This window comes from Rhodococcus sp. no. 34, from assembly GCF_054589475.1.
In genome coordinates, this window is sequence record NZ_BAAILK010000041.1 from 466803 (window position 1) to 485336 (window position 18534).

At 63.8% G+C, this 18534-nt stretch carries 19 protein-coding genes and 1 pseudogene; 10 read left to right on the plus strand and 10 right to left on the minus strand.

Annotated elements, in window-relative coordinates:
- Positions 1–117 precede the first annotated feature (117 nt).
- From ACYP01_RS19550 to mnhG, 6 genes are read left to right on the plus strand one after another with little or no spacing between them, the layout of a single operon-like run.
- A complete protein-coding gene (locus tag ACYP01_RS19550) occupies positions 118–2955 on the plus strand; it encodes a Na+/H+ antiporter subunit A (protein WP_209907961.1) in 2838 nt (945 codons plus the stop codon).
- Entirely contained in the window at positions 2952–3584 is a 633-nt protein-coding gene (locus ACYP01_RS19555; RefSeq protein ID WP_003945054.1) for a Na(+)/H(+) antiporter subunit C, read from the plus strand. Before ACYP01_RS19550 ends, ACYP01_RS19555 begins: the two co-directional genes overlap by 4 nt.
- Entirely contained in the window at positions 3581–5281 is a 1701-nt protein-coding gene (locus tag ACYP01_RS19560) for a Na+/H+ antiporter subunit D (RefSeq protein ID WP_003945059.1), read from the plus strand. The genes ACYP01_RS19555 and ACYP01_RS19560 overlap by 4 nt, the downstream gene beginning before the upstream one ends.
- Positions 5278–5850: a Na+/H+ antiporter subunit E gene (locus tag ACYP01_RS19565; RefSeq protein ID WP_003945063.1), complete on the plus strand. Its 573-nt coding sequence runs from the start codon at positions 5278–5280 to the stop codon at positions 5848–5850. Before ACYP01_RS19560 ends, ACYP01_RS19565 begins: the two co-directional genes overlap by 4 nt.
- On the plus strand, positions 5847–6116 hold the full coding sequence (locus ACYP01_RS19570; protein ID WP_003945061.1) for a monovalent cation/H+ antiporter complex subunit F: 270 nt from the start codon (positions 5847–5849) through the stop codon (positions 6114–6116). The genes ACYP01_RS19565 and ACYP01_RS19570 overlap by 4 nt, the downstream gene beginning before the upstream one ends.
- Positions 6113–6457, plus strand: coding sequence for a monovalent cation/H(+) antiporter subunit G (mnhG, locus tag ACYP01_RS19575; protein ID WP_003945045.1), 345 nt, complete (start codon positions 6113–6115; stop codon positions 6455–6457). Before ACYP01_RS19570 ends, mnhG begins: the two co-directional genes overlap by 4 nt.
- On the opposite strand, the gene ACYP01_RS19580 is transcribed toward mnhG, so the two are convergent.
- From ACYP01_RS19580 to ACYP01_RS19600, 5 genes are all read right to left on the minus strand, one after another.
- Positions 6423–7790 (minus strand): DUF5933 domain-containing protein, encoded by a 1368-nt coding sequence (locus ACYP01_RS19580; protein ID WP_459681858.1) that lies wholly within the window; start codon positions 7788–7790, stop codon positions 6423–6425. The two genes, mnhG and ACYP01_RS19580, sit on opposite strands and share 35 nt — an antisense overlap.
- Before the next feature lie 107 nt (positions 7791–7897).
- Positions 7898–9022 (minus strand): glutamate--cysteine ligase, encoded by a 1125-nt coding sequence (locus ACYP01_RS19585; protein ID WP_003945034.1) that lies wholly within the window; start codon positions 9020–9022, stop codon positions 7898–7900.
- 90 nt (positions 9023–9112) lie between these two features.
- A complete protein-coding gene (sodC, locus tag ACYP01_RS19590) occupies positions 9113–9814 on the minus strand; it encodes a superoxide dismutase[Cu-Zn] (protein ID WP_007730117.1) in 702 nt (233 codons plus the stop codon).
- 95 nt (positions 9815–9909) lie between these two features.
- Positions 9910–10506 carry a LytR C-terminal domain-containing protein gene (locus tag ACYP01_RS19595; protein WP_003945058.1) on the minus strand — a complete coding sequence of 199 codons (597 nt, stop codon included), beginning with the start codon at positions 10504–10506 and terminating at the stop codon, positions 9910–9912.
- 53 nt (positions 10507–10559) lie between these two features.
- A complete protein-coding gene (locus ACYP01_RS19600) occupies positions 10560–10910 on the minus strand; it encodes a DUF3263 domain-containing protein (protein ID WP_007730120.1) in 351 nt (116 codons plus the stop codon).
- 244 nt (positions 10911–11154) lie between these two features.
- Here ACYP01_RS19600 and ACYP01_RS19605 point away from each other — a divergent pair, with 244 nt between their 5' ends.
- From ACYP01_RS19605 to ACYP01_RS19615, 3 genes are read left to right on the plus strand one after another with little or no spacing between them, the layout of a single operon-like run.
- Positions 11155–11754, plus strand: a complete 600-nt coding sequence (locus ACYP01_RS19605) for a peptide deformylase (protein ID WP_003945053.1) — start codon at positions 11155–11157, stop codon at positions 11752–11754.
- 10 nt (positions 11755–11764) lie between these two features.
- Complete coding sequence (locus tag ACYP01_RS19610; RefSeq protein ID WP_443951820.1) at positions 11765–12706, plus strand: N-acetylglutamate synthase, CG3035 family; 942 nt, start codon at positions 11765–11767, stop codon at positions 12704–12706.
- A 16-nt stretch (positions 12707–12722) separates the two neighbouring features.
- Entirely contained in the window at positions 12723–13523 is an 801-nt protein-coding gene (locus tag ACYP01_RS19615; protein ID WP_459681862.1) for an exodeoxyribonuclease III, read from the plus strand.
- A 44-nt stretch (positions 13524–13567) separates the two neighbouring features.
- On the opposite strand, the gene ACYP01_RS19620 is transcribed toward ACYP01_RS19615, so the two are convergent.
- On the minus strand, positions 13568–13918 hold the full coding sequence (locus ACYP01_RS19620; RefSeq protein WP_003945052.1) for a GNAT family N-acetyltransferase: 351 nt from the start codon (positions 13916–13918) through the stop codon (positions 13568–13570).
- Positions 13919–14154: 236 nt separating this feature from the next.
- On the opposite strand from ACYP01_RS19620, the gene thiD reads away from it, so the two are divergent.
- Entirely contained in the window at positions 14155–14997 is an 843-nt protein-coding gene (thiD, locus tag ACYP01_RS19625) for a bifunctional hydroxymethylpyrimidine kinase/phosphomethylpyrimidine kinase (protein WP_003945044.1), read from the plus strand.
- 18 nt (positions 14998–15015) lie between these two features.
- On the opposite strand, the gene ACYP01_RS19630 is transcribed toward thiD, so the two are convergent.
- The 4 genes and pseudogenes from ACYP01_RS19630 to ACYP01_RS19645 form a co-directional block, all read right to left on the minus strand.
- Positions 15016–15867, minus strand: coding sequence for an adenylate/guanylate cyclase domain-containing protein (locus ACYP01_RS19630; protein ID WP_007730127.1), 852 nt, complete (start codon positions 15865–15867; stop codon positions 15016–15018).
- A gap of 113 nt (positions 15868–15980) precedes the next feature.
- Positions 15981–17432 (minus strand): M20/M25/M40 family metallo-hydrolase, encoded by a 1452-nt coding sequence (locus tag ACYP01_RS19635; RefSeq protein WP_459681866.1) that lies wholly within the window; start codon positions 17430–17432, stop codon positions 15981–15983.
- Between the two features lie 132 nt (positions 17433–17564).
- Positions 17565–18335, minus strand: coding sequence for an ABC transporter permease (locus ACYP01_RS19640; RefSeq protein WP_047268852.1), 771 nt, complete (start codon positions 18333–18335; stop codon positions 17565–17567).
- Positions 18335–18534: pseudogene (locus ACYP01_RS19645) on the minus strand (ABC transporter ATP-binding protein); the annotation flags it as partial. The pseudogene ACYP01_RS19645 and the gene ACYP01_RS19640, both read right to left, overlap by 1 nt.

The following is an 18534-nucleotide window of genomic DNA, read 5'->3' on the forward strand; positions in this document are numbered from 1 at the left end:
CCCGGTAATATGTACGCAAAGACAACCTCTCCGACAAGGTGAATTGTCTCGTTAATCCGATAGGTTCGATTTTGTTCGGACACCCCGCCGCCCGCTGACAACACGACGGAGTGCCTTTTGCTCGCTATCTTGCTTGCCCATGCCGTTGCCGCCCTCTTGGCTCCGCTTGTGGTGCGCAGGTTAGGGCGAAACGGCTTCTTCCCCCTCGCGATAGTCCCCCTCGCCGGCCTCGGCTGGGTCATCGACAAATGGGGCACCGTCGAGACACTGCACATCACCTGGGTTCCCGGCCTGTCGATGGACATCGACTTCAGGTTCGACGCGCTTTCCGCCATCATGGCCGTGCTCGTCCTGGGCGTCGGCACGCTGATCCTGATCTACTGCGCCCGCTACTTCACCGACGACGAACCTCGACTCGGCATCTTCGCCGCCGAGATGGTCGCCTTCGCGGGTGCCATGTTCGGACTCGTGACCAGCGACAACATGCTGCTTCTCTACGTGTTCTGGGAACTGACGACGGTCTTGTCGTTCCTGCTCGTGGGTCACTACGCCGAACGCGCCACCAGCCGCCGCGCCGCGACCCAGGCACTGCTGGTCACCACCGCCGGTGGTCTGGCGATGCTGGTCGGCATGATCATCCTCGGCCAGGTCGGCGGCAGCTACAACCTGTCCGAACTGGTCGCGAACCCGCCGACGGGGTGGCTCCCGTCTGTCGCGATCGTCCTGATCCTGATCGGTGCGCTCTCCAAATCGGCAATCGTGCCCCTGCACTTCTGGCTGCCAGGTGCGATGGCCGCGCCAACCCCTGTCAGCGGTTATCTTCACGCTGCTGCAATGGTCAAGGCCGGTATCTACCTCGTCGCGCGCCTGGCTCCCGGGTACGCCGATTCGCCGCCGTGGCGCATCACCATCATCAGTTTGGGTCTGCTGTCGATGATCCTCGCCGGTTGGCGAGCCATGCGCGCGTACGACCTCAAACTCGTCCTCGCCTTCGGAACGGTCAGCCAACTCGGCTTCATGATGGTCCTGGTCGGCATCGGCACGCGTGACGCCGCCCTGGCCGGCATGACGATGGTCGTGGCGCACGCGATGTTCAAGGCCGCACTCTTCATGGTCGTTGGCATCATCGATCACACGACCGGTACCCGTGACCTGCGCAAACTTGCTCACCTGGGTAAAGCGGCACCCGCTCTCGCGATCATCGCGAGCCTCGCTGCCGCCAGCATGGCCGGTCTGCCACCGCTACTCGGATTCGTAGGCAAGGAAGCCGCACTCGAATCGGTGCTCGAAACGAACGCGCTCGGCCACTGGTCGTCCATCGCCGTCGTCACGGTGATCGTGTTGGGCTCGATCCTCACCGTCGGCTACAGCGTCCGCTTCATCTGGGGCGCCTTCGGACGTAAGACCCTGAGCAAGCCCAGCCCAGCCGTGAGCAAGATGCACAAGCCGGGTTGGCTGTTCCTGTTCGCGCCCGGCCTGCTCGCTGTTCTCGGTCTGGCCGCCGGCATTCTCTCGCCCCAGCTCGAGAAGTTGCTGACGCCGTACTCGACCACACTGGCCCCCGGACCGCACGCCGACTACCACCTCGCGCTGTGGCACGGATTCAACACTCCGCTGCTGCTCACCTGCATCGTCATCGCCGGCGGTATCGCGCTCTACATCGCGCAGCGTCAGATCAGCCGCCTGCACTTCGAGCACCCGCCGCTCGGCAACGCCGACCGTATCTACGACGCGACCCTGCGCGGCATGGACACGATCTCGATGCGCCTGACCGGCGCCACTCAGCGTGGTTCGCTCCCTCGCACACAGTCGACGATTCTCGCGACGCTGGTCGTTGTGCCACTGTTCCTGCTGATCATCGACACCGATGGCGGCGGAGTCGACCTTCGGATGTGGGATTCACCCATCCAGTTCACGATCGCGCTGATGATGATCTCGGCCGCCATCGCCGCGACGCTGATGCGCAACCGACTCGCCAGCGTCATCCTCGTCGGACTCACCGGCTACGGCTGCGGCGTGTTGTTCGCGCTGCACGGCGCACCCGACCTCGCGCTGACCCAGTTCCTCGTCGAGACACTGACACTGGTGATCTTCGTGCTCGTGCTCCGGAAGTTCCCCGCCGAAGTCGACGAGAGCAAGGCGATCGGCTTCAAGTGGCCGCGTGCCGCACTCGCCGTCGCCGTCGGTATCACCGTCACCACCATCGCGGCCTTCGCGACCAATGCCCGAAACACTCGTCCGATCTACGAGCTGCTTCCCGACGCGGCCTACGACCTGGGCAACGGCAAGAACGTCGTCAATGTCCTACTCGTCGACATCCGCGCATGGGACACCCTCGGTGAGATCTCGGTGCTGCTTGTCGCGGCAACTGGCGTCGCCAGCCTCGTCTTCCGCAACCGCCGGTTCGGTATCGCGCCGCGCGTCGCGGACGCCCCCTCCGTCATCGTCGACAAGGCAGCGGCCAACTCGGACACGACGTGGTTGCGCGGCGGAGACCTCATCGATCCTAGACACCGTTCGCTGGTTCTCGAGGTCACCACGAGGTTGATCTTCCCGACCATCATGGTGTTGTCGATCTACTTCTTCTTCTCCGGTCACAATGCCCCCGGTGGCGGTTTCGCTGGAGGCCTGACGGCGGGCCTGGCGCTGGTACTTCGGTACCTCGCCGGTGGACGCTACGAACTCGGTGAAGCCGTACCCATCGACGCGGGCAAGATTCTCGGCCTCGGTTTGGCGCTGGCCGCGGGCACCGCCCTGGTGTCGCTGTTCCTCGGCGCCCCGGCGCTCTCGTCCGCCGTCTTCGAGTTCACACTCCCGCTCATCGGCCACGTCAAACTGGTCACCGCACTGTTCTTCGACCTGGGCGTCTACCTCATCGTGGTCGGCCTGGTCCTGGACGTACTCCGAAGTCTCGGCGCCCGCCTCGACGCAGAAATCGAGGTGAAAGCACCATGAGCGCAAACATCGGAATGCTGATCCTGATCGGCGTCCTCACGTCGGCCGGTGTCTACCTGCTGATCGAACGAAGCATCACTCGGATGCTGCTCGGTCTACTTCTATTCGGCAACGCCATCAACCTCTTGATCCTGACCGTCGGTGGATCGGACGGGAATCCGCCCATCGTCGGCCGAGATTCGGTCCACGAGGAAATAGCGGATCCGCTCGCCCAGGGCATGATCCTGACGGCGATCGTGATCACGATGGGTATCGCCGGCTTCGTTCTGGCACTGGCGTACCGGTCTTACAAGATCAACACCGCCGACGCCGTCGAGGACGATCCCGAGGACACCAAGGTTCTCAAGCGTCGCCTGCCTGCCGACGCTCCCGACCACGACCGCTCCGACGACCCGGTCACCGGTGCCCCGAGCATCGGCGGCGACGCATTCGACAAGGACGGCAACCCTATTCCCCTCGAACAACTGGTCAACCTCGAGGACATCGAATGCTACGACGACCTCCACGACGGCGACTTCGAGGACGAACCGGTACCCGACTGGGCCACCGACCTTGCTCGTAAGAAGGAATCCGAGAAGCGGCGCAAAGACGCTCGCCAGACCAAGATCGAGGGAGGTGGAGGCGCATGACCATCTCGGACAACCTGATGGGAGCCCTTGCGCCCCTGCCCGTCTTGATCCCGATGCTGGCCGCAGCTGCGACGCTGGTCGTCGGCCGACGTCCTCGTTTCCAGCGCGTGATCACACTGATCGCGCTCGTCGGAGTCGTCGCGGTGTCGGGCTTGCTGCTCTACCTCGCCGACCGCGACGGTACGACGGCCGTTCAGGTCGGCGGCTGGGACTCCCCCATCGGCATCACACTCGTGGTCGACCGTCTCTCGGCGATGATGCTCGTGGTCTCGTCGGTGGTGTTGCTCGCCGTCATGATCTACGCGATCGGTCAGGGTATCCGCGACGGCAGCGAGGCCCAGCCGGTCTCGATCTTCCTGCCGACCTATCTCGCATTGACCGCCGGTATCTCCAACGCGTTCCTCGCCGGTGACCTCTTCAACCTGTACGTCGGGTTCGAGGTTCTGCTCGCCGCGAGTTTCGTGCTCCTGACGCTCGGTGCCAGCGCCGACCGCGTCCGGGCCGGTGTCTCGTACGTGATGGTCTCGATGGTGTCCTCGCTGATCTTCCTGGCGGGCATCGCTTTCGCCTACGCGGCGACCGGCACCCTCAACATGGCCGACATGGCCCTGCGCTTCGACAACATTCCGCCGGGCACACGAACCGCCATCTTCGCTGTCCTGCTCGTGGCGTTTGGCATCAAGGCCGCGGTCTTCCCGCTGTCCGCGTGGCTACCGGACTCGTATCCGACCGCGCCCGCACCGATCACCGCCGTCTTCGCCGGGTTGCTCACCAAGGTCGGTGTGTACGCGATCATCCGCGCACACTCACTGCTGTTCCCGCAAGGGGAACTCGACAACGTACTGATGGTGTGCGGCCTGCTCACGATGGTGGTCGGCATCATGGGTGCCATCGCGCAGAGCGACATCAAACGTCTGCTCTCGTTCACACTGGTCAGCCATATCGGTTACATGATCTTCGGTATCGCACTGTCCACGACGTCCGGGCTGTCCGGCGCGATCTACTACGTCGCCCACCACATCATCGTGCAGACGACGCTCTTCCTCGTCGTGGGTCTGATCGAACGACAAGCCGGGTCGTCGTCGCTGCGCCGTCTCGGCGGTCTGGCGGCGGCCAGCCCGATCCTCGCGATCGTCTTCCTGATCCCGGCGCTGAATCTCGGTGGTATCCCGCCGTTCTCGGGCTTCATCGGCAAGGTCGCGCTCCTTCAGGCCGGTGCGGCCGACGCCAGCGCGTTGGCTTGGATCCTCGTTGCCGGCGGCACGATCACCAGCTTGCTGACGCTCTACGCCGTCGCCCGCGTGTGGACCAAGGCTTTCTGGCGAGCCCGGGCCGACGCGCCCGAAGGTGACCTCGCCGACGTCAGCCCGTCAGCGTTGATCGACGAGTCCGAAGAGGACATCGCGTTCGTCGACCGCGAGGATGTCGGCAAGATTCCGCTCTTCATGCTGATTCCGACGGTCGGACTTGTCATCGTCGGTCTGGCACTGACGGTGTTCGCGGGCCGGATCATCGACATCAGCGACAGAGCGGCGAAGGACCTGCAGGACCGGTCCATCTACATCGACGCGGTTCTCGGCAACCACCGGCCCGTGCCGGTCGACGAAGCTCCCGTCGCTGCAGACGACCCTGCAGCCGTTCCGAATACCGAGGCCCCGAACACCGATGTCCCGAACACCGAGGAGGCTCCGCGATGAAACGCGAACAGGTACTCCGCGTCGGGATCCTGCTGTGGCTGATGGTCGTATGGATCCTGTTGTGGGGCAACATCAGTTTCGGCAACATCTTCGGCGGACTCGCCGTCGGCCTGATCATCATGGTCCTGCTTCCCCTCCCCCGCGTACCGGTCGAGGGTCGGGTACATCTGCTGTCGATTCTGCGTCTGTTGTGGATGATCGTGTACTACGCGATCCAGTCGAGTATCCAGGTCGCGTGGCTGGCGATCCGTCCGTCGCCGCCGCCGGTCACCGGAGTTCTGCGGTACCAACTCGGGATCAAGTCCGACCTGGTTCTCACGCTGTGCATCGACGTTCTGAATCTGATCCCGGGCACGATGGTTCTCGAGATCGACCAGAACCGACGCATCGTCTACGTCCATGTGCTCGACGTCGGCTCGCAGAAAGCCGTCAGCGCGTTCTACCGCTCGGTGGAGGACCTCGAGCGGTTGTTCATCGCGTCGTTCGAACGTGATTCGGACTGGCAACCCAGCCCGTGGCACCAGCGCGACTACGAATTCGATGCACCCCGGCAGGAGGACCAACCATGAACGGGTTCATCACCACGATCTTGATCATTTCCGGAGTGATTCTGCTGATCGCCGCCGTACTGACCACATTCCGATTGCTCGACGGTCCGAGCTCACTCGACCGCCTCGTCGCCCTGGACACGATCATCGCGGTCTCGATGTGTGGACTCGCGGTCTGGGCCGCGTACAGCAAAGACACCACTATCGTTCCCGCGATCGTCGCGCTGGCGCTGGTCGGCTTCATCGGTTCGGTGTCCGTCGCGCGCTTCCGGGTGAGTGACCAGTGATCGGCAACATCCTCGACACGATCGGGGCCATCTCCATCTTCCTCGGCGCGCTGCTCGCGCTGACCGCCGCGGTGGGAATCGTTCGCTTCCCCGACACTCTGCGTCGTATGCACGCGGCCACGAAACCTCAGGTGGTCGGACTGATCTTGGTCCTGATGGGCGCCGTGTTCCTGCTTCGTGGGAGCGTCGACATCTGGATGTTGGTCCTGGTGGGCATCTTCACGCTGCTGACGGCGCCCGTGATCGCGCACAGCGTCGGCCGAGTCGCCTACCGCGAACAGCGCGAAGAGGACGACCTCATGAAGATCAACGAGCTGGAAGACCCGGACTCTCTCCTGTAACGGCATCCCACTCGCCGTCGCGCTCGCCCCACACCGCAAGAGCAGTGCCGGGGCGGGCGAAGAAGGTGGCGAAGTACGCCACCGACATCAGAACCAGGACAGCCATCAGCAGCGGCCCGAAGATCGCCGGGTACTCGGCCATCTGCACCGCAGCGAACCGGTACGAGAGCAACAATCCCGCCAGGAGTGCCGAGCCACCGATCAACAGACGCACTCGGAACCAACCCCAGCCGCGCTCCGGATCCCGTAGCGCCGCATCGAGGGTCAAGCACAGGACGGCACCGGCAATGAGGTCGACGCCGTAGTGGAATCCGAAGCCGAGCGTCGCGGTCAGGGTCGCAACGAGCCAGAACGATCCCAGGCTGCGAATCCACCACGGTCCGCTGCGCGAGTGGATGAACAGCGCGACTGCCCACGCGGTGTGCAGGCTCGGCATGCAGTTTCGCGGTGCGGCGTCGTCGAACGGCAGCGACGACGGTGATGCGAAGTCGAAGTTGGGCACGATGTTCGGCCAGTAGTCACCGATCTGGAATCCGAACCCACGCGGACCGAAGGCGAACACCGGACCGACCACCGGGAACAGGACGTAGAAGATCGGACCGATCAGCCCGATGAGCAGGAACGTTCGCAGCAGGTGATGCGACGGCCAACCCTTGCGTACTTGGTAGAGAGCAACCACGATCACTGCGACGGGTAGTTCGACGTAGATCCAGTCGAGGGCTGCTGCACCGACGGGGCCCATGGCGTCGACGATCTGGCCCATCACCCACGACGGATTCCCGAGAGCCTGGTCGGCGAGAAAGACGTACTCGTCCCACACGTCGGTGCCGACGAGAATGGTGATCTCCAGCCACGTCTCGGCAACCTTGGCCGCGATGATGAGCAACTCGCCCAGCGCGACGCCGTGCAGAACGCTGAGTCGACGCTCACCGGACAACTTCCACACCGCGTACACCGCGATGGCCGTCAGCACCCAGGTGCCGCCGGTGCCCATCGTCAGCGGTCCACCCGAGAACCAGCGGATCGCGCCGACGACCACGTCGATCACGACGGCCGCGGATACCGCGTAGATGCGTTCTTTGTTGTTCAGTCCGACGAGCGCGAGAGCGAGGCCCACCCAAGGCATGGTCGCGGAGCGGGGAACGAGGAAGTAGTCACCGAACAGGCTTTCCACCGGACCGAGATAGCCCTTGTACGACGCGAACGCCTGCACGCCCAGGACCAGCACGGTCAATGCTGCTGTGCCGATCAGAAGGAGTCGGTGAGAACTCGACCACGAACGGTCCGACTGTCCGGGTGCGCCCCCTCGTTGGGACCAACTGTCTATCAACACCGGACAATAGTAAACGGCGTGTGAACTGAATATGGACACCCACTGGACAAACGGTTGGTATGCCCGGATTTCCAGTCCGCGAAACAGCCCTTCGCACTGTGAACCTGCTAGGTGCCCAACTCTGCGACCAAGGCGTCGACGACCGCAACCAGATCGCCGCCCGTCGCTTCCGCGACACGACGTTGCCGCTGGTAGGACGCGCCGCGACGGGGAATGTCCGCCACCGACGCCAACTCGTCCGCGCAGCCGAGCGAGACCGCGATCGGCGCCAAGTCGTCGAGCAGGCGATCCAGATCGTCAGTGACGAGGCACTCGTTTGCGTCGGAGTCGAGGATGATCTCGGCGTCCAGTCCGTATCTCGCTGCGCGCCACTTGTTTTCCTTGACGTGCCACGGCTGCATGTTCGGCAGAGTCTCACCGGCGCTCAGTCTGCGGTCCAGATCGACGATGAGGCAGTGGACCAGAGCAACGAGGGCACCCAGTTCGGCGCGCGTCGAGACGCCGTCGAACACCCGGACCTCGATGGTTCCCCACTTCGGCGCGGGACGGATGTCCCAGTGCATGCCACCGATCTTGGTGATCACACCGGTCTTCATCTGGTCGTCGATGAACGACTCGTATTCGGCCCAGTTCTCGAACTGGTACGGAAGGCCGGCGGTTGGCAGCTGCTGGAACATCAACGCGCGATTGGACGCATAGCCGGTGTCCACACCGGCCCACATCGGCGAGGACGCCGACAGCGCCAACAGGTGCGGATAACGCTGCAGCAGTGCGTTGATGATCGGGAAAACGCGGTCCGCGGACGAGACACCCACGTGAACGTGCACGCCCCAGATCAGCATTTGCCGACCCCACCACTGCGTGCGTTCGATGAGCTCGTCGTAGTCGGGCGTCCGGGTGACCAACTGAGTCGACCATTGCGCGAACGGGTGCGTGCCCGCGCTGATGAGGTCGACGCCGAGCGGATTCGCGGCGCGACGCAGCAGATCCAGTGACCTGTCGAGATCACTCATCGCCTCGCCGACCGTCGAATGAATACCCGTGACGAGTTCGACGGTATTACGCAGTAGTTCCTTGGTGATGTGCGGGGTTTCGGAGCCGGCAAGCTCTTCGACCGCCGAAAACACCTCGGCTGCTGTGTTGGAGAGATCTCTGGTCTTGCGATCGACCAGCGCGATCTCCCACTCCACGCCCAGCGTCGGGCGCGGCGAACCTGGAAATGGAACTACCACGCAGAGAATCCAATCACAGTGTCGGTAAAAACACCGTGCTGGCTACTGCGTGGTAGTCGCCGGAAGTGATGCAAAACTCAGGTGAGTTTGTCAGCTCTTGGTGATGACACCGCAAGCAACGCGTCCGCCTGCGTCACCGGTGTCGAGGGTCTGCTGGTCCGGTGCCGGCGCGTAACGCGTCGGGATGTTGCCGAAGTTGTCCGCTCCGGCGTGGATCATGACGGATGTTCCACCGTTTGCGACCAGTTCGTCGACGGTGAATGCATCGGTGGTGGTGACCAGCGTGGCGGTGCCGTCTTCGAGGACCTGAACCGAAGTGAGGTCGCCGCTCGCCGGGTGGCCCGTGTGACCCTCGGCCTGGAAGTGTCCGCCTGCCGAGAGGAAGTTACCCGGCTCTCCGCCGCTGGGGGCAACGGAATTGGTCTCGCACTTGGCGACCTGGTGGACGTGGAATCCGTGGAAGCCGGGGGTGAGGCCCTTGGCGTCGAGGGTGACCTTGACGTCGCTACCTTCCTGCGCGAACGTGACCGTTCCGACCTTGGCGCCGTCGGTGCCGTTCAGCGTTGCGGTGACCGTTTCGGCAGAAGCGCCGGCGTGAGCCGTCTCGGAACCGTGGCCGCCCGCGCTTTCGTGCGCGCTGGGATCGGCTGCACCGGTCCACACCGGAGGAGTCGTGCCGGGGACGCTGCTGGGCTCTTCGCTGTTACTGCAAGCGGTCAAGCCGAAAGCGGCAATCGCGACTACAGGGGCAACGACGCGCCAGGACATACGCCGGGTGCTGCTGGGGGCCATCGAACCGCTCCTTTGAGGTGGCGAGAAAGTGCTTCTGATCATAACGGCGCGTGTAGTAGCTGGAACCGACGGGTCAGTTCCACCTTCACGACCGGTCAGTTGGAGGTCACGATCACGATCACGCCAGGTGACGCGTTCGCGATGCCGGCGAATCGAGGCTCTGCGGAGACTCCGAGTTCAGCCGCGATCTTCTGCGCCGCTGCCTTCTCCGCCGCGGACGATCCGTAATACACCGTCGTCGTACTGACGGTGCCCTCGCTGTAGTTACCCGTCTCCTCGACGTTCCAACCTGCTGCCGTCAATTCCTCGGCGGTGCCTGCTGCCAGACCGGAGACGGTGCTGTTGTTGAGAACTCGAACGCTGACATTCGACGTGTCGGTGCCGCTCGCGGAGCTGGAAGTCGTGGTCGTCGCGGTTCCCGAGGGTCGCGACGTGGTGGTGGTATCGCCCGAAGCGGGTTGCGTCGTCGCTGCCGGCTTGGAAGTGGCAGGTGCCGGCGCGGGGGCGCTCGTCGTGGCAGGCGCCGAGGATTCGGTCTGCTCTGCTGCGGTGTTCTCGTCGCCCGATCCACCGTCGCTCGATCCACCCAGTGAGGCTGCTCCGAGACCGATGAACACGATCGCCAACGCGATCAACACCATGGCGATTGCGCGAAGCGGAGGTCCGGACGGCTGCTCTTTCGGGGTACTCACGATGTCGACCTTATCGCCAGTGCGTGGACAGCCCGATCATATGTACGCGTGATTCAGGTGACCTCGAAGCCGAGGCGACGGGCGGCCCTGGCCTTCTGACGGCTGGCACGCAGACGACGCAGGCGCTTGACCAGCATGGGATCAGCCGCCAAGGATTCGGGGCGATCGACCAAGGCGTTGAGAACCTGGTAGTAGCGGGTTGCCGACATGTCGAACAACTCCTTGATGGCTTCTTCCTTCGCACCGGCGTACTTCCACCACTGGCGCTCGAAGGAGAGGATGTCGTGCTCCCGGCGGGTGAGGCCGTCTTCGCCCACCTCGTGCATGCCTGCTGTATCTACTACCGAATCGTCGGCGCCAGTGCCTTCGGACTGGTTCCGACTACGCGCGGTTGCGCCGTCCATGTCACTCCTCGACTGCTGTGCTCGGCGTCAGCGAGACTCGTATGCCCGGTGTTCTTTTCCGACCGATATTCTCGCGGCCGTGAGTTTCCCGGTCCCCTGGCCCGAAGGTAACTCACAATTTCCCCCGCGGCCCACGTTCCGACCGAGCAACGAATTACATCGCTGTTCTTCAGCAACCATTGAACCATGATCGAGTGTGCGGGCCGTGATAACTACGCGGGCGCGCCGCACTATCCTTGTCCGCATGGCTATCCTCCCCATCCGAATCGTCGGCGACCCGGTACTGCACAAGGCGACAGAGCCGGTCACTCAGTCCCCGGCCGAGATCGCCGAACTGATCGCAGACATGTACGAGACGATGGACGCTGCCAACGGCGTCGGTCTGGCGGCCAATCAGGTCGGTGTTCCACTGCGAGTCTTCGTCTACGACTGCCCCGGTGACGACCGCAGCAGCGAGCGTCGACGCGGCGTCGTCGTGAACCCGGTACTCGAGACGTCCGAAATCCCCCAGACGATGCCCGACCCGGACGAAGACTTCGAGGGTTGCCTGTCCGTTCCCGGCGAGCAGTTCCCGACGGGTCGCGCCGATTGGGCGAAGGTCACCGGCACCGACGCCGACGGCAACCCGATCGAGGTCGAGGGCACCGGATTCTTCGCACGGATGCTCCAGCACGAGACCGGGCATCTCGACGGTTTCCTCTACACGGACGTACTGATCGGCCGCAACGCGCGCGCTGCCAAGAAGATCATCAAGCGTTCCGGTTGGGGCAAGCCCGGTCTGACCTGGACGCCGGGGACCGTCGACGATCCGTTCGGTCACGACGACGACGATTACGAAGACTGAGAATTCTGCTCTGAACGGCAACATTTCGATCGGTAGCCGGGTGGTTTTGCGATACAAGCTCCCACCCGGCTATTCGCATCCCATGACCGACGTCATCGGCATCCTCGAGGGCGCCGATCCCATCGCCGTTCGCGCCGGCGACGGTCGGCTGGTCCAGGTCTCCGCCGATCAGGTGATCGCGCTCAAGAGTCTCTCGGCCCGCCCGATTCGCATCGGCGAGATTCGAAACCTCGAAACGGCTGCTGCGGCGGCGTGGCCGGGGGTCGAGCAGGCGTGGATCGACGGTTGGTTGCTGCGCGCCGGTCACGGTGTCACCGGCCGCGCCAATTCGGCTTTGCCGCTCGGTGGTGCGGGGGCGGTTGCCGGCTTCGAAGCGAGCACCATCGAGCGGATACGCCAGTGGTTCGGTGACCGCGGCCTGCCAACCCTGCTGCTTCTCCCCGATCGACTCGGCACCGTTCCGGACGGGTGGACCAGCAAGAAGGAAACCATCGTGATGGCCGCCGATCTGGACAATGTCACGCTGCCGCTCGGTCCTCCGGTCACCTCGTTCGCCGACCGCCCCGACCACAACTGGCTGTCGATGTACGACGCCCACGGCGATCCGGCGTACGTCGAGGCGGTCCTCACGGCTGTCGTGGGCACTGCAACTTTCGGCGCGATCGGAAACACCGACACCACGCTTGCCATCGGGCGCGCTGCGCTCACCGAGGCACCCGACCACAAACGCTGGGTAGGACTGACCGGCATTCACGTCGCCCCTGAACACCGTCGTCACGGAATCGGGTCGCTGATCTGCGGAGATCTACTCTCCTGGGGTCGTGAGAACGGTGCGACGCACGCGTACCTCCAGGTTTCGGCGGACAACTCCGCGGCGATCGCGCTCTACGAGCGGCTCGGATTCGTCGAACACCACCGCTACCGATACGCCACCGATCCTGTCGGCGGCTGACGCTAGGCTTGCCCTCGTGCGCATCGCTACCTGGAACGTCAACTCCGTCCGTGCCCGTACCGACAGGATCATCGACTGGCTCGGTCGATCCGACGTCGACGTCCTGGCAATGCAGGAAACCAAGTGCAAGGACGAGCAGTTTCCGTACGAACGCTTCAAGGAGATCGGCTACGAGGTCGCCCACGTCGGGTTGAGCCAGTGGAACGGTGTCGCCATCGCTTCCCGCGTCGGCTTGGACGACGTGCAGATCGGATTCGAGGATCAGCCCGGATTCGACAAGGATCCCGAGGCAGACCCGGTCCGCGAGGCACGTGCGATCGGTGCCACCTGCGGCGGTGTGCGGGTGTGGAGCCTGTACGTCCCCAACGGCCGTGAGCTGGAAGACCCGCATTACGCCTACAAGCTGGATTGGCTGGCCAAGCTGCGCGACGACGCGGAGGGCTGGCTCAAGCAGGATCCCGACGCGCAGATCGCCCTGGTCGGCGACTGGAACGTCGCTCCCACGGACGACGACGTGTGGGATCCCGCTTTCTTCGAGGGCAAGACCCACACGTCGGAGCCGGAACGAGCTGCGTTCACCGCCTTCACCGAGTCCGGGTTCGCGGACGTAGTTCGCCCGTACACACCCGGTCCCGGCGTGTACACGTACTGGGATTACACGCAGCTTCGCTTCCCGAAGAAGCAGGGTATGCGAATCGACTTCATCCTCGGCTCACCGGCATTCGCAGCACACGTCGAGGCGGCCGAGATCGATCGAAACGAGCGAAAAGGCAAGGGCGCCAGCGATCACGCTCCGGTGATCGTGAATCTCGGGTGATCGTGAATCTCGGAGCCTGATCGTCTGTTTGCACCCTCGGGCTTCTAGTCCTCGACGAGCAGTTCCAGATACTCGGGATGCTCGCCGAGGTACCGCTGAACATAGGTGCACACAGGCCGTACCGACCATTCACGTTCACGGGCGCAGTCCATCGCGAACTGCACGAGTACGGCTGCCAGTCCCTGCCCGCCGTACTCCTCCTTGACGACGGTATGCATGTACGCAACCACGTCGCCCGCTTCGGCTCCGCTCCCCGAAATCTCGTCTTCGTCGCGGTATCCGAGGATGCCGACCAACTCGTCGTCGGAGAGCAGTTCGAATCGTTCGTGCGACGGATTGTCCACGAGCGTGACTTCCGGTGAGGTTCCGGTTTTCGAATTTTCGATGTCGTTCATTGCGGCGACCTCCACGGCACGATGTGCACCTGCGCGATCGGCGACAGCTGCGTTCGCACGCTCTCCATAACTGTGATCCATGCCACTCATAGAATCAGCTACCGACGACGCTGTCCCGGGTTCGACCAATTTTTGCACCGGGAATGACCGGATCGCAATCGCGGTTCGGGCATAGTTCCCGCGAGAGGTGGGACCGAGCTGCCGTTTCCCCAGGTCCGATCGGTAGGCTCGTCGTCGTGAAGCTGCTGCCCCTGACCCCCGCCGGACAGACCCCGATTCGGGCATTGACCATCGCCGGAACCGACTCCGGTGGCGGAGCCGGCATTCAAGCCGATTCCCGCACGATGGCGATGTGCGGAGTGCACGCCTGCGTGGCCGTCGCCGCGGTGACGGTCCAGAATTCGGTGGGAGTCAGCGGATTCCACGAGATTCCGCCGGAGATCGTCGCCGACCAGGTGCGGGTCGTGGTCTCGGACATCGGCGTCGGTGCGGCGAAGACGGGAATGCTCGCGTCGACGACGATCATCGAAGCGGTGGCCGCGGTTGCCGCCGAGGTTGGGATCGGCCGCGACCGTCCGATTCCGCTCGTGGTCGACCCGGTGTGCGCGTCGATGCACGGCGATCCGCTGTTGCACGAAGAAGCTCTCGACGCGGTCCGCAACACCTTGATTCCGGCTGCCACGGTGGTCACTCCGAACCTCGACGAGGTTCGGTTGATCACCGGTATCGAGGTCGTCGACGACAAGAGCGCCCGCCAAGCGGCAGAAGCGTTGCATGCGCTCGGCGCTCAATGGTCCATCGTCAAGGGTGGCCACCTTCGTACTTCGGAGTTGTCCACCGACCTGTTGTTCGACGGCGACCGTTTCCTCGAATTCAGCAGTGCTCGGATCGACACCGGCAACGATCACGGTGGCGGAGACACACTGGCTGCTGCGATCACTTGCGCTCTCGCACACGGCTATTCCGTTCCGGACGCGGTGGCGTTCGGCAAGGAGTGGGTGACCAAGTGCCTCGAGGCGTCGTACGACCTCGGCGCGGGACACGGTCCGGTGTCCCCGCTCTGGCGGCTCCAGGTCTAGCGCTCGAGGTCCAGTGCGCTAGTTCCGGCGTACGCGCCAGATTCCCAGGTCGACGGGAACCCCGTTGGGCGTCGTGGCGAAAAACCCTCGCCGCCATGGCCGAATCGTGAGATCGAGATCCTCGAGGGTGCCGGCTTCGAGTTCCTCGAGAGTCGTCGCCGACATCATGACGTTGCCGTCGCCGCCCAGGCCCATCATGCGGGCGGCGATGGTCACGTCGACGCCGAGCCAGTCGTCGCCGATCTGGCGCGGGGTACCCGTGTGTAGGCCGACGCGCATGCGTGGGGTGTACCCGTCGAGATCGACTTCCGCGAGCGCGTCCTGCGCGGTGAACACCGCCTTCAAAGCCGCATCCGGACGAATGAACACTGCCATCAGACCGTCCCCCATCCGTTTGACGACGTGTCCGCCGTTGTCGGTGATCGGAGTTTCCACGGCCTGCGCCACCGCACGCAGAAGGGTCAGCGTCGCGCCGTCACCGGCTGCGAGCGACCAGGTGGAGAAGCCCACCAGATCGGTGAAGACGATGGTCAGTTCTTGATCGCCACGTCCGCGGCCCATCTTTTCCAGCGCTGCCTGCCACACCTGCAGTGCTCCGAGGCTCACTTCGCGAGTGGCTGCCGGCTTCTGATCGAGCAATCTGTCAGCGACGCGCGCCACGGCGCGCGCACCGCCGGGGCCGGCAAGCGAGAGTGGGTCCCCAAACCCTGGATCACCGGGTAGTGCCCGCCTGAGCCGCCGTAGCGCGTCGATGAGCTGCTGCCGACGGTTCAGTTCTGCCGCAGAGTTCAAGACGACGTCGACGACGCCTCGAACCGAGGAGGAAGAAGCACCTGCCGTGTCGGTGTTCTCCGGGGACAGATCAGCCATAACTCAAGCGTAACTCAGAGTTACAGACAGTGTGCTGCCGCCGTTCTCGCACAGTGGCCTCCTGGTCGCTCGCACAGTCGATCATTCGGTCAGTCGATCATTCGGTCAGTCGATCATTCGGTTCTGGCCTGTGTCCGGGCATCGCCGACGGGAACTCCGTTCGGCCCGCTCAAATCCTGGGCATACGTCGCAACTCCGAAGGCTACTGCAGAAGCGTTGGCAGCGAGCGCTTCGCGATCGATGTTCGCGAGGTTGTCCTGGGCACTGTGGTAGTTCGGGTCGAAGGTCTCCTCCGCCTCTCCGCCCCACTTCTCGGCCTGTGCCGGCGTCTTGCGCTCGTCCGCGCCGCTGAACACGCCACCCGCCGGGATCCCGATCTCGATGAACGGGCCGTAGTCGGAGCGCCCGTCGAAGTCCGTTCCGTCCGCCGCAATCCCTCGCCCGGCGAGAAAATCGACGAAGGTGCGCTCGATGCCCGCCGACCCCTCGGGCCCGGGCCCCTCCCCGACGGCATCCGAGTTGTCGCCGTCGTAAGCCAGGTATCCGGCGTTGGGCGAACCGAGCATGTCGAAATTCAGGTACAGGGCGATGTCGGCCCGTTCCTGATCGCTCAGACCCTCGACGTAGCGTGTGGAGCCGACCAATCCCACTTCTTCCGCTCCCCAGAAAGCGAAACGCACGGCATTTTCGATGCTCGGTGAGCTTCCCATCTGCAGCGCGGTTTCCAGTACGGCTGCGGTACCGCTTCCGTTGTCGTTGATTCCGGGACCTTCCGGCACGCTGTCGAGGTGGGCGCCCACGACAACCACGTTGTCGGTCGCGCCGGTCTTGGTCTGCGCAATCACGTTGCGCGACTTCGTCGTTTCCGTCGACGTGTCGAGAATCAGCGTGAGGTCTCCGGGCGCTGCGGCAAGAGCCTCGCCCGACGCCTTACTCACCCCGCCGGTCGGAATGCGGGCGTCTTCGGGTTCACCCAAGGTTGCCCCGCCCAGCATTGCGTCCTCGTTGTTGGCAACCAACAGCGCTGCCGCGCCGCGGTCAGCGGCGATCTTCTGCTTGTCGCCGAACGGGCACACTCCACGGGTGACCAGCACGATGGCACCGTTCACGTCGCGGCCGTCGTAGTCGGTGGCCTCGCAACCGGGGGTCTCGTCAGCGGGAATCGCCACCAGACGCGCCGTGATTCCGGTCGGACCCGTGGACGTCGAATACGTCAACGCCCGCACCGGAACATCGGAGCCGTCAGCGGCTTTCAGGGATTCGGTCCCGGGATCGAAGGAGCTGAAGTCGAATTCCGGGGTACTGACGTCGAAACCCTTGTCTTCGAGCAGGTTTGCCACGTAGTCGACACTGGCGTCGTAACCAGGGGTTCCGGCCGATCGATTGCCGTCGTTGTTGGCGGCGATCTTCTCGAGTTGCTCCAGATGCCCCGTCACGGCGTCGACCGTGACGGTCTCGGAGAATGCAACCGGGTCTGTCGGGACGGCCGCTTCACTTCCCGACGAGCATCCACTCACCACGAGTGCTCCAGCCATTGCGACCACAACCACACCGAAGAGTCTCATCTTCGGAGGATATCGGCCGAAGCACAGGAAAGGGACCCAGTACGAATGGTTTTTCGTACTGGGTCCCCACTCTGCTGTCACTCCTGGTTCTCGGTAGGTCTCCCGACAACACCTACCGAGGGAGCGACAAGATCAGGCGTCGCGACGATTCACGATGACAATACTTGCTCCGAAAATCACCAGAACGAAGGCCGCGAAGTAGATCAGGCTGCCCCAGGGTCCCCAGTGGAAGTCGACGCCACCGCTGCTCGCACTGAGGAAGTGGTTTGCATTTGCGAACGGCAGGAACGGGGTGATCTTCTCGCCGAAGCTGCCGAACAGTCCGAACAGGCTCTCGATGAGCAGCGGCCAGAGCAGGAGCAACGCAATAGCGCCGGCCGACTGGCGAATGATCGATCCGACGCCGACAGCGAGAATCACGCACAGGAAGGCGTAGATCGGGATGCCGTAGATCGCGCGCCAGTCACTGCCGCTCGACAGAGTCAATCCGGCGCTCGCCTCGGTACCGGCGATGGCCTTGGCCATGGCGTACGCGCCGAAGGCGAGAACAAATGTCAGTACAGCACCGAAAGCACCGATGAGGCCGGCCTTGGCGATCAGAACCGAGGCACGGTTCGGAACGGCCTGGAAGGTGGTGCGGATGGTCCCGAAGCGGTACTCACTGGTGACCGCGAGGGCCGCCATGATCATGAGAACCATGATTCCGAAACCCGAGATGCCGGCCGTGGCAACGGCGGTGTCGAGGTCCGGTGCTCCCTGGACGTCGGAGGACGTCAGAGCCGACTTGGCAACCGCGCCCATGATGGCCGCGAAGCCGAGCGCGAGCACGACGATGATGACCGAGCACCACAGCGGCGACTTGGTCGTGGTGATCTTGATACGTTCAGCACTGAGAACAGCCATTACAGTGCACCTCCCATAGCCTGCTGCGTGTTTGCCTGCTGTGTATTTGCGTGGTGTGCACCGACACCCGGATCGATACCGGATGCGTGGTACTGGACATCGTCCCCGGTCAACTTCATGAACGCATCCTCGAGCGACCCCTGCTGAGAAGCCAACTCGTACAACACGATTCCCTGCGAACCAGCCAACCCACCGATCA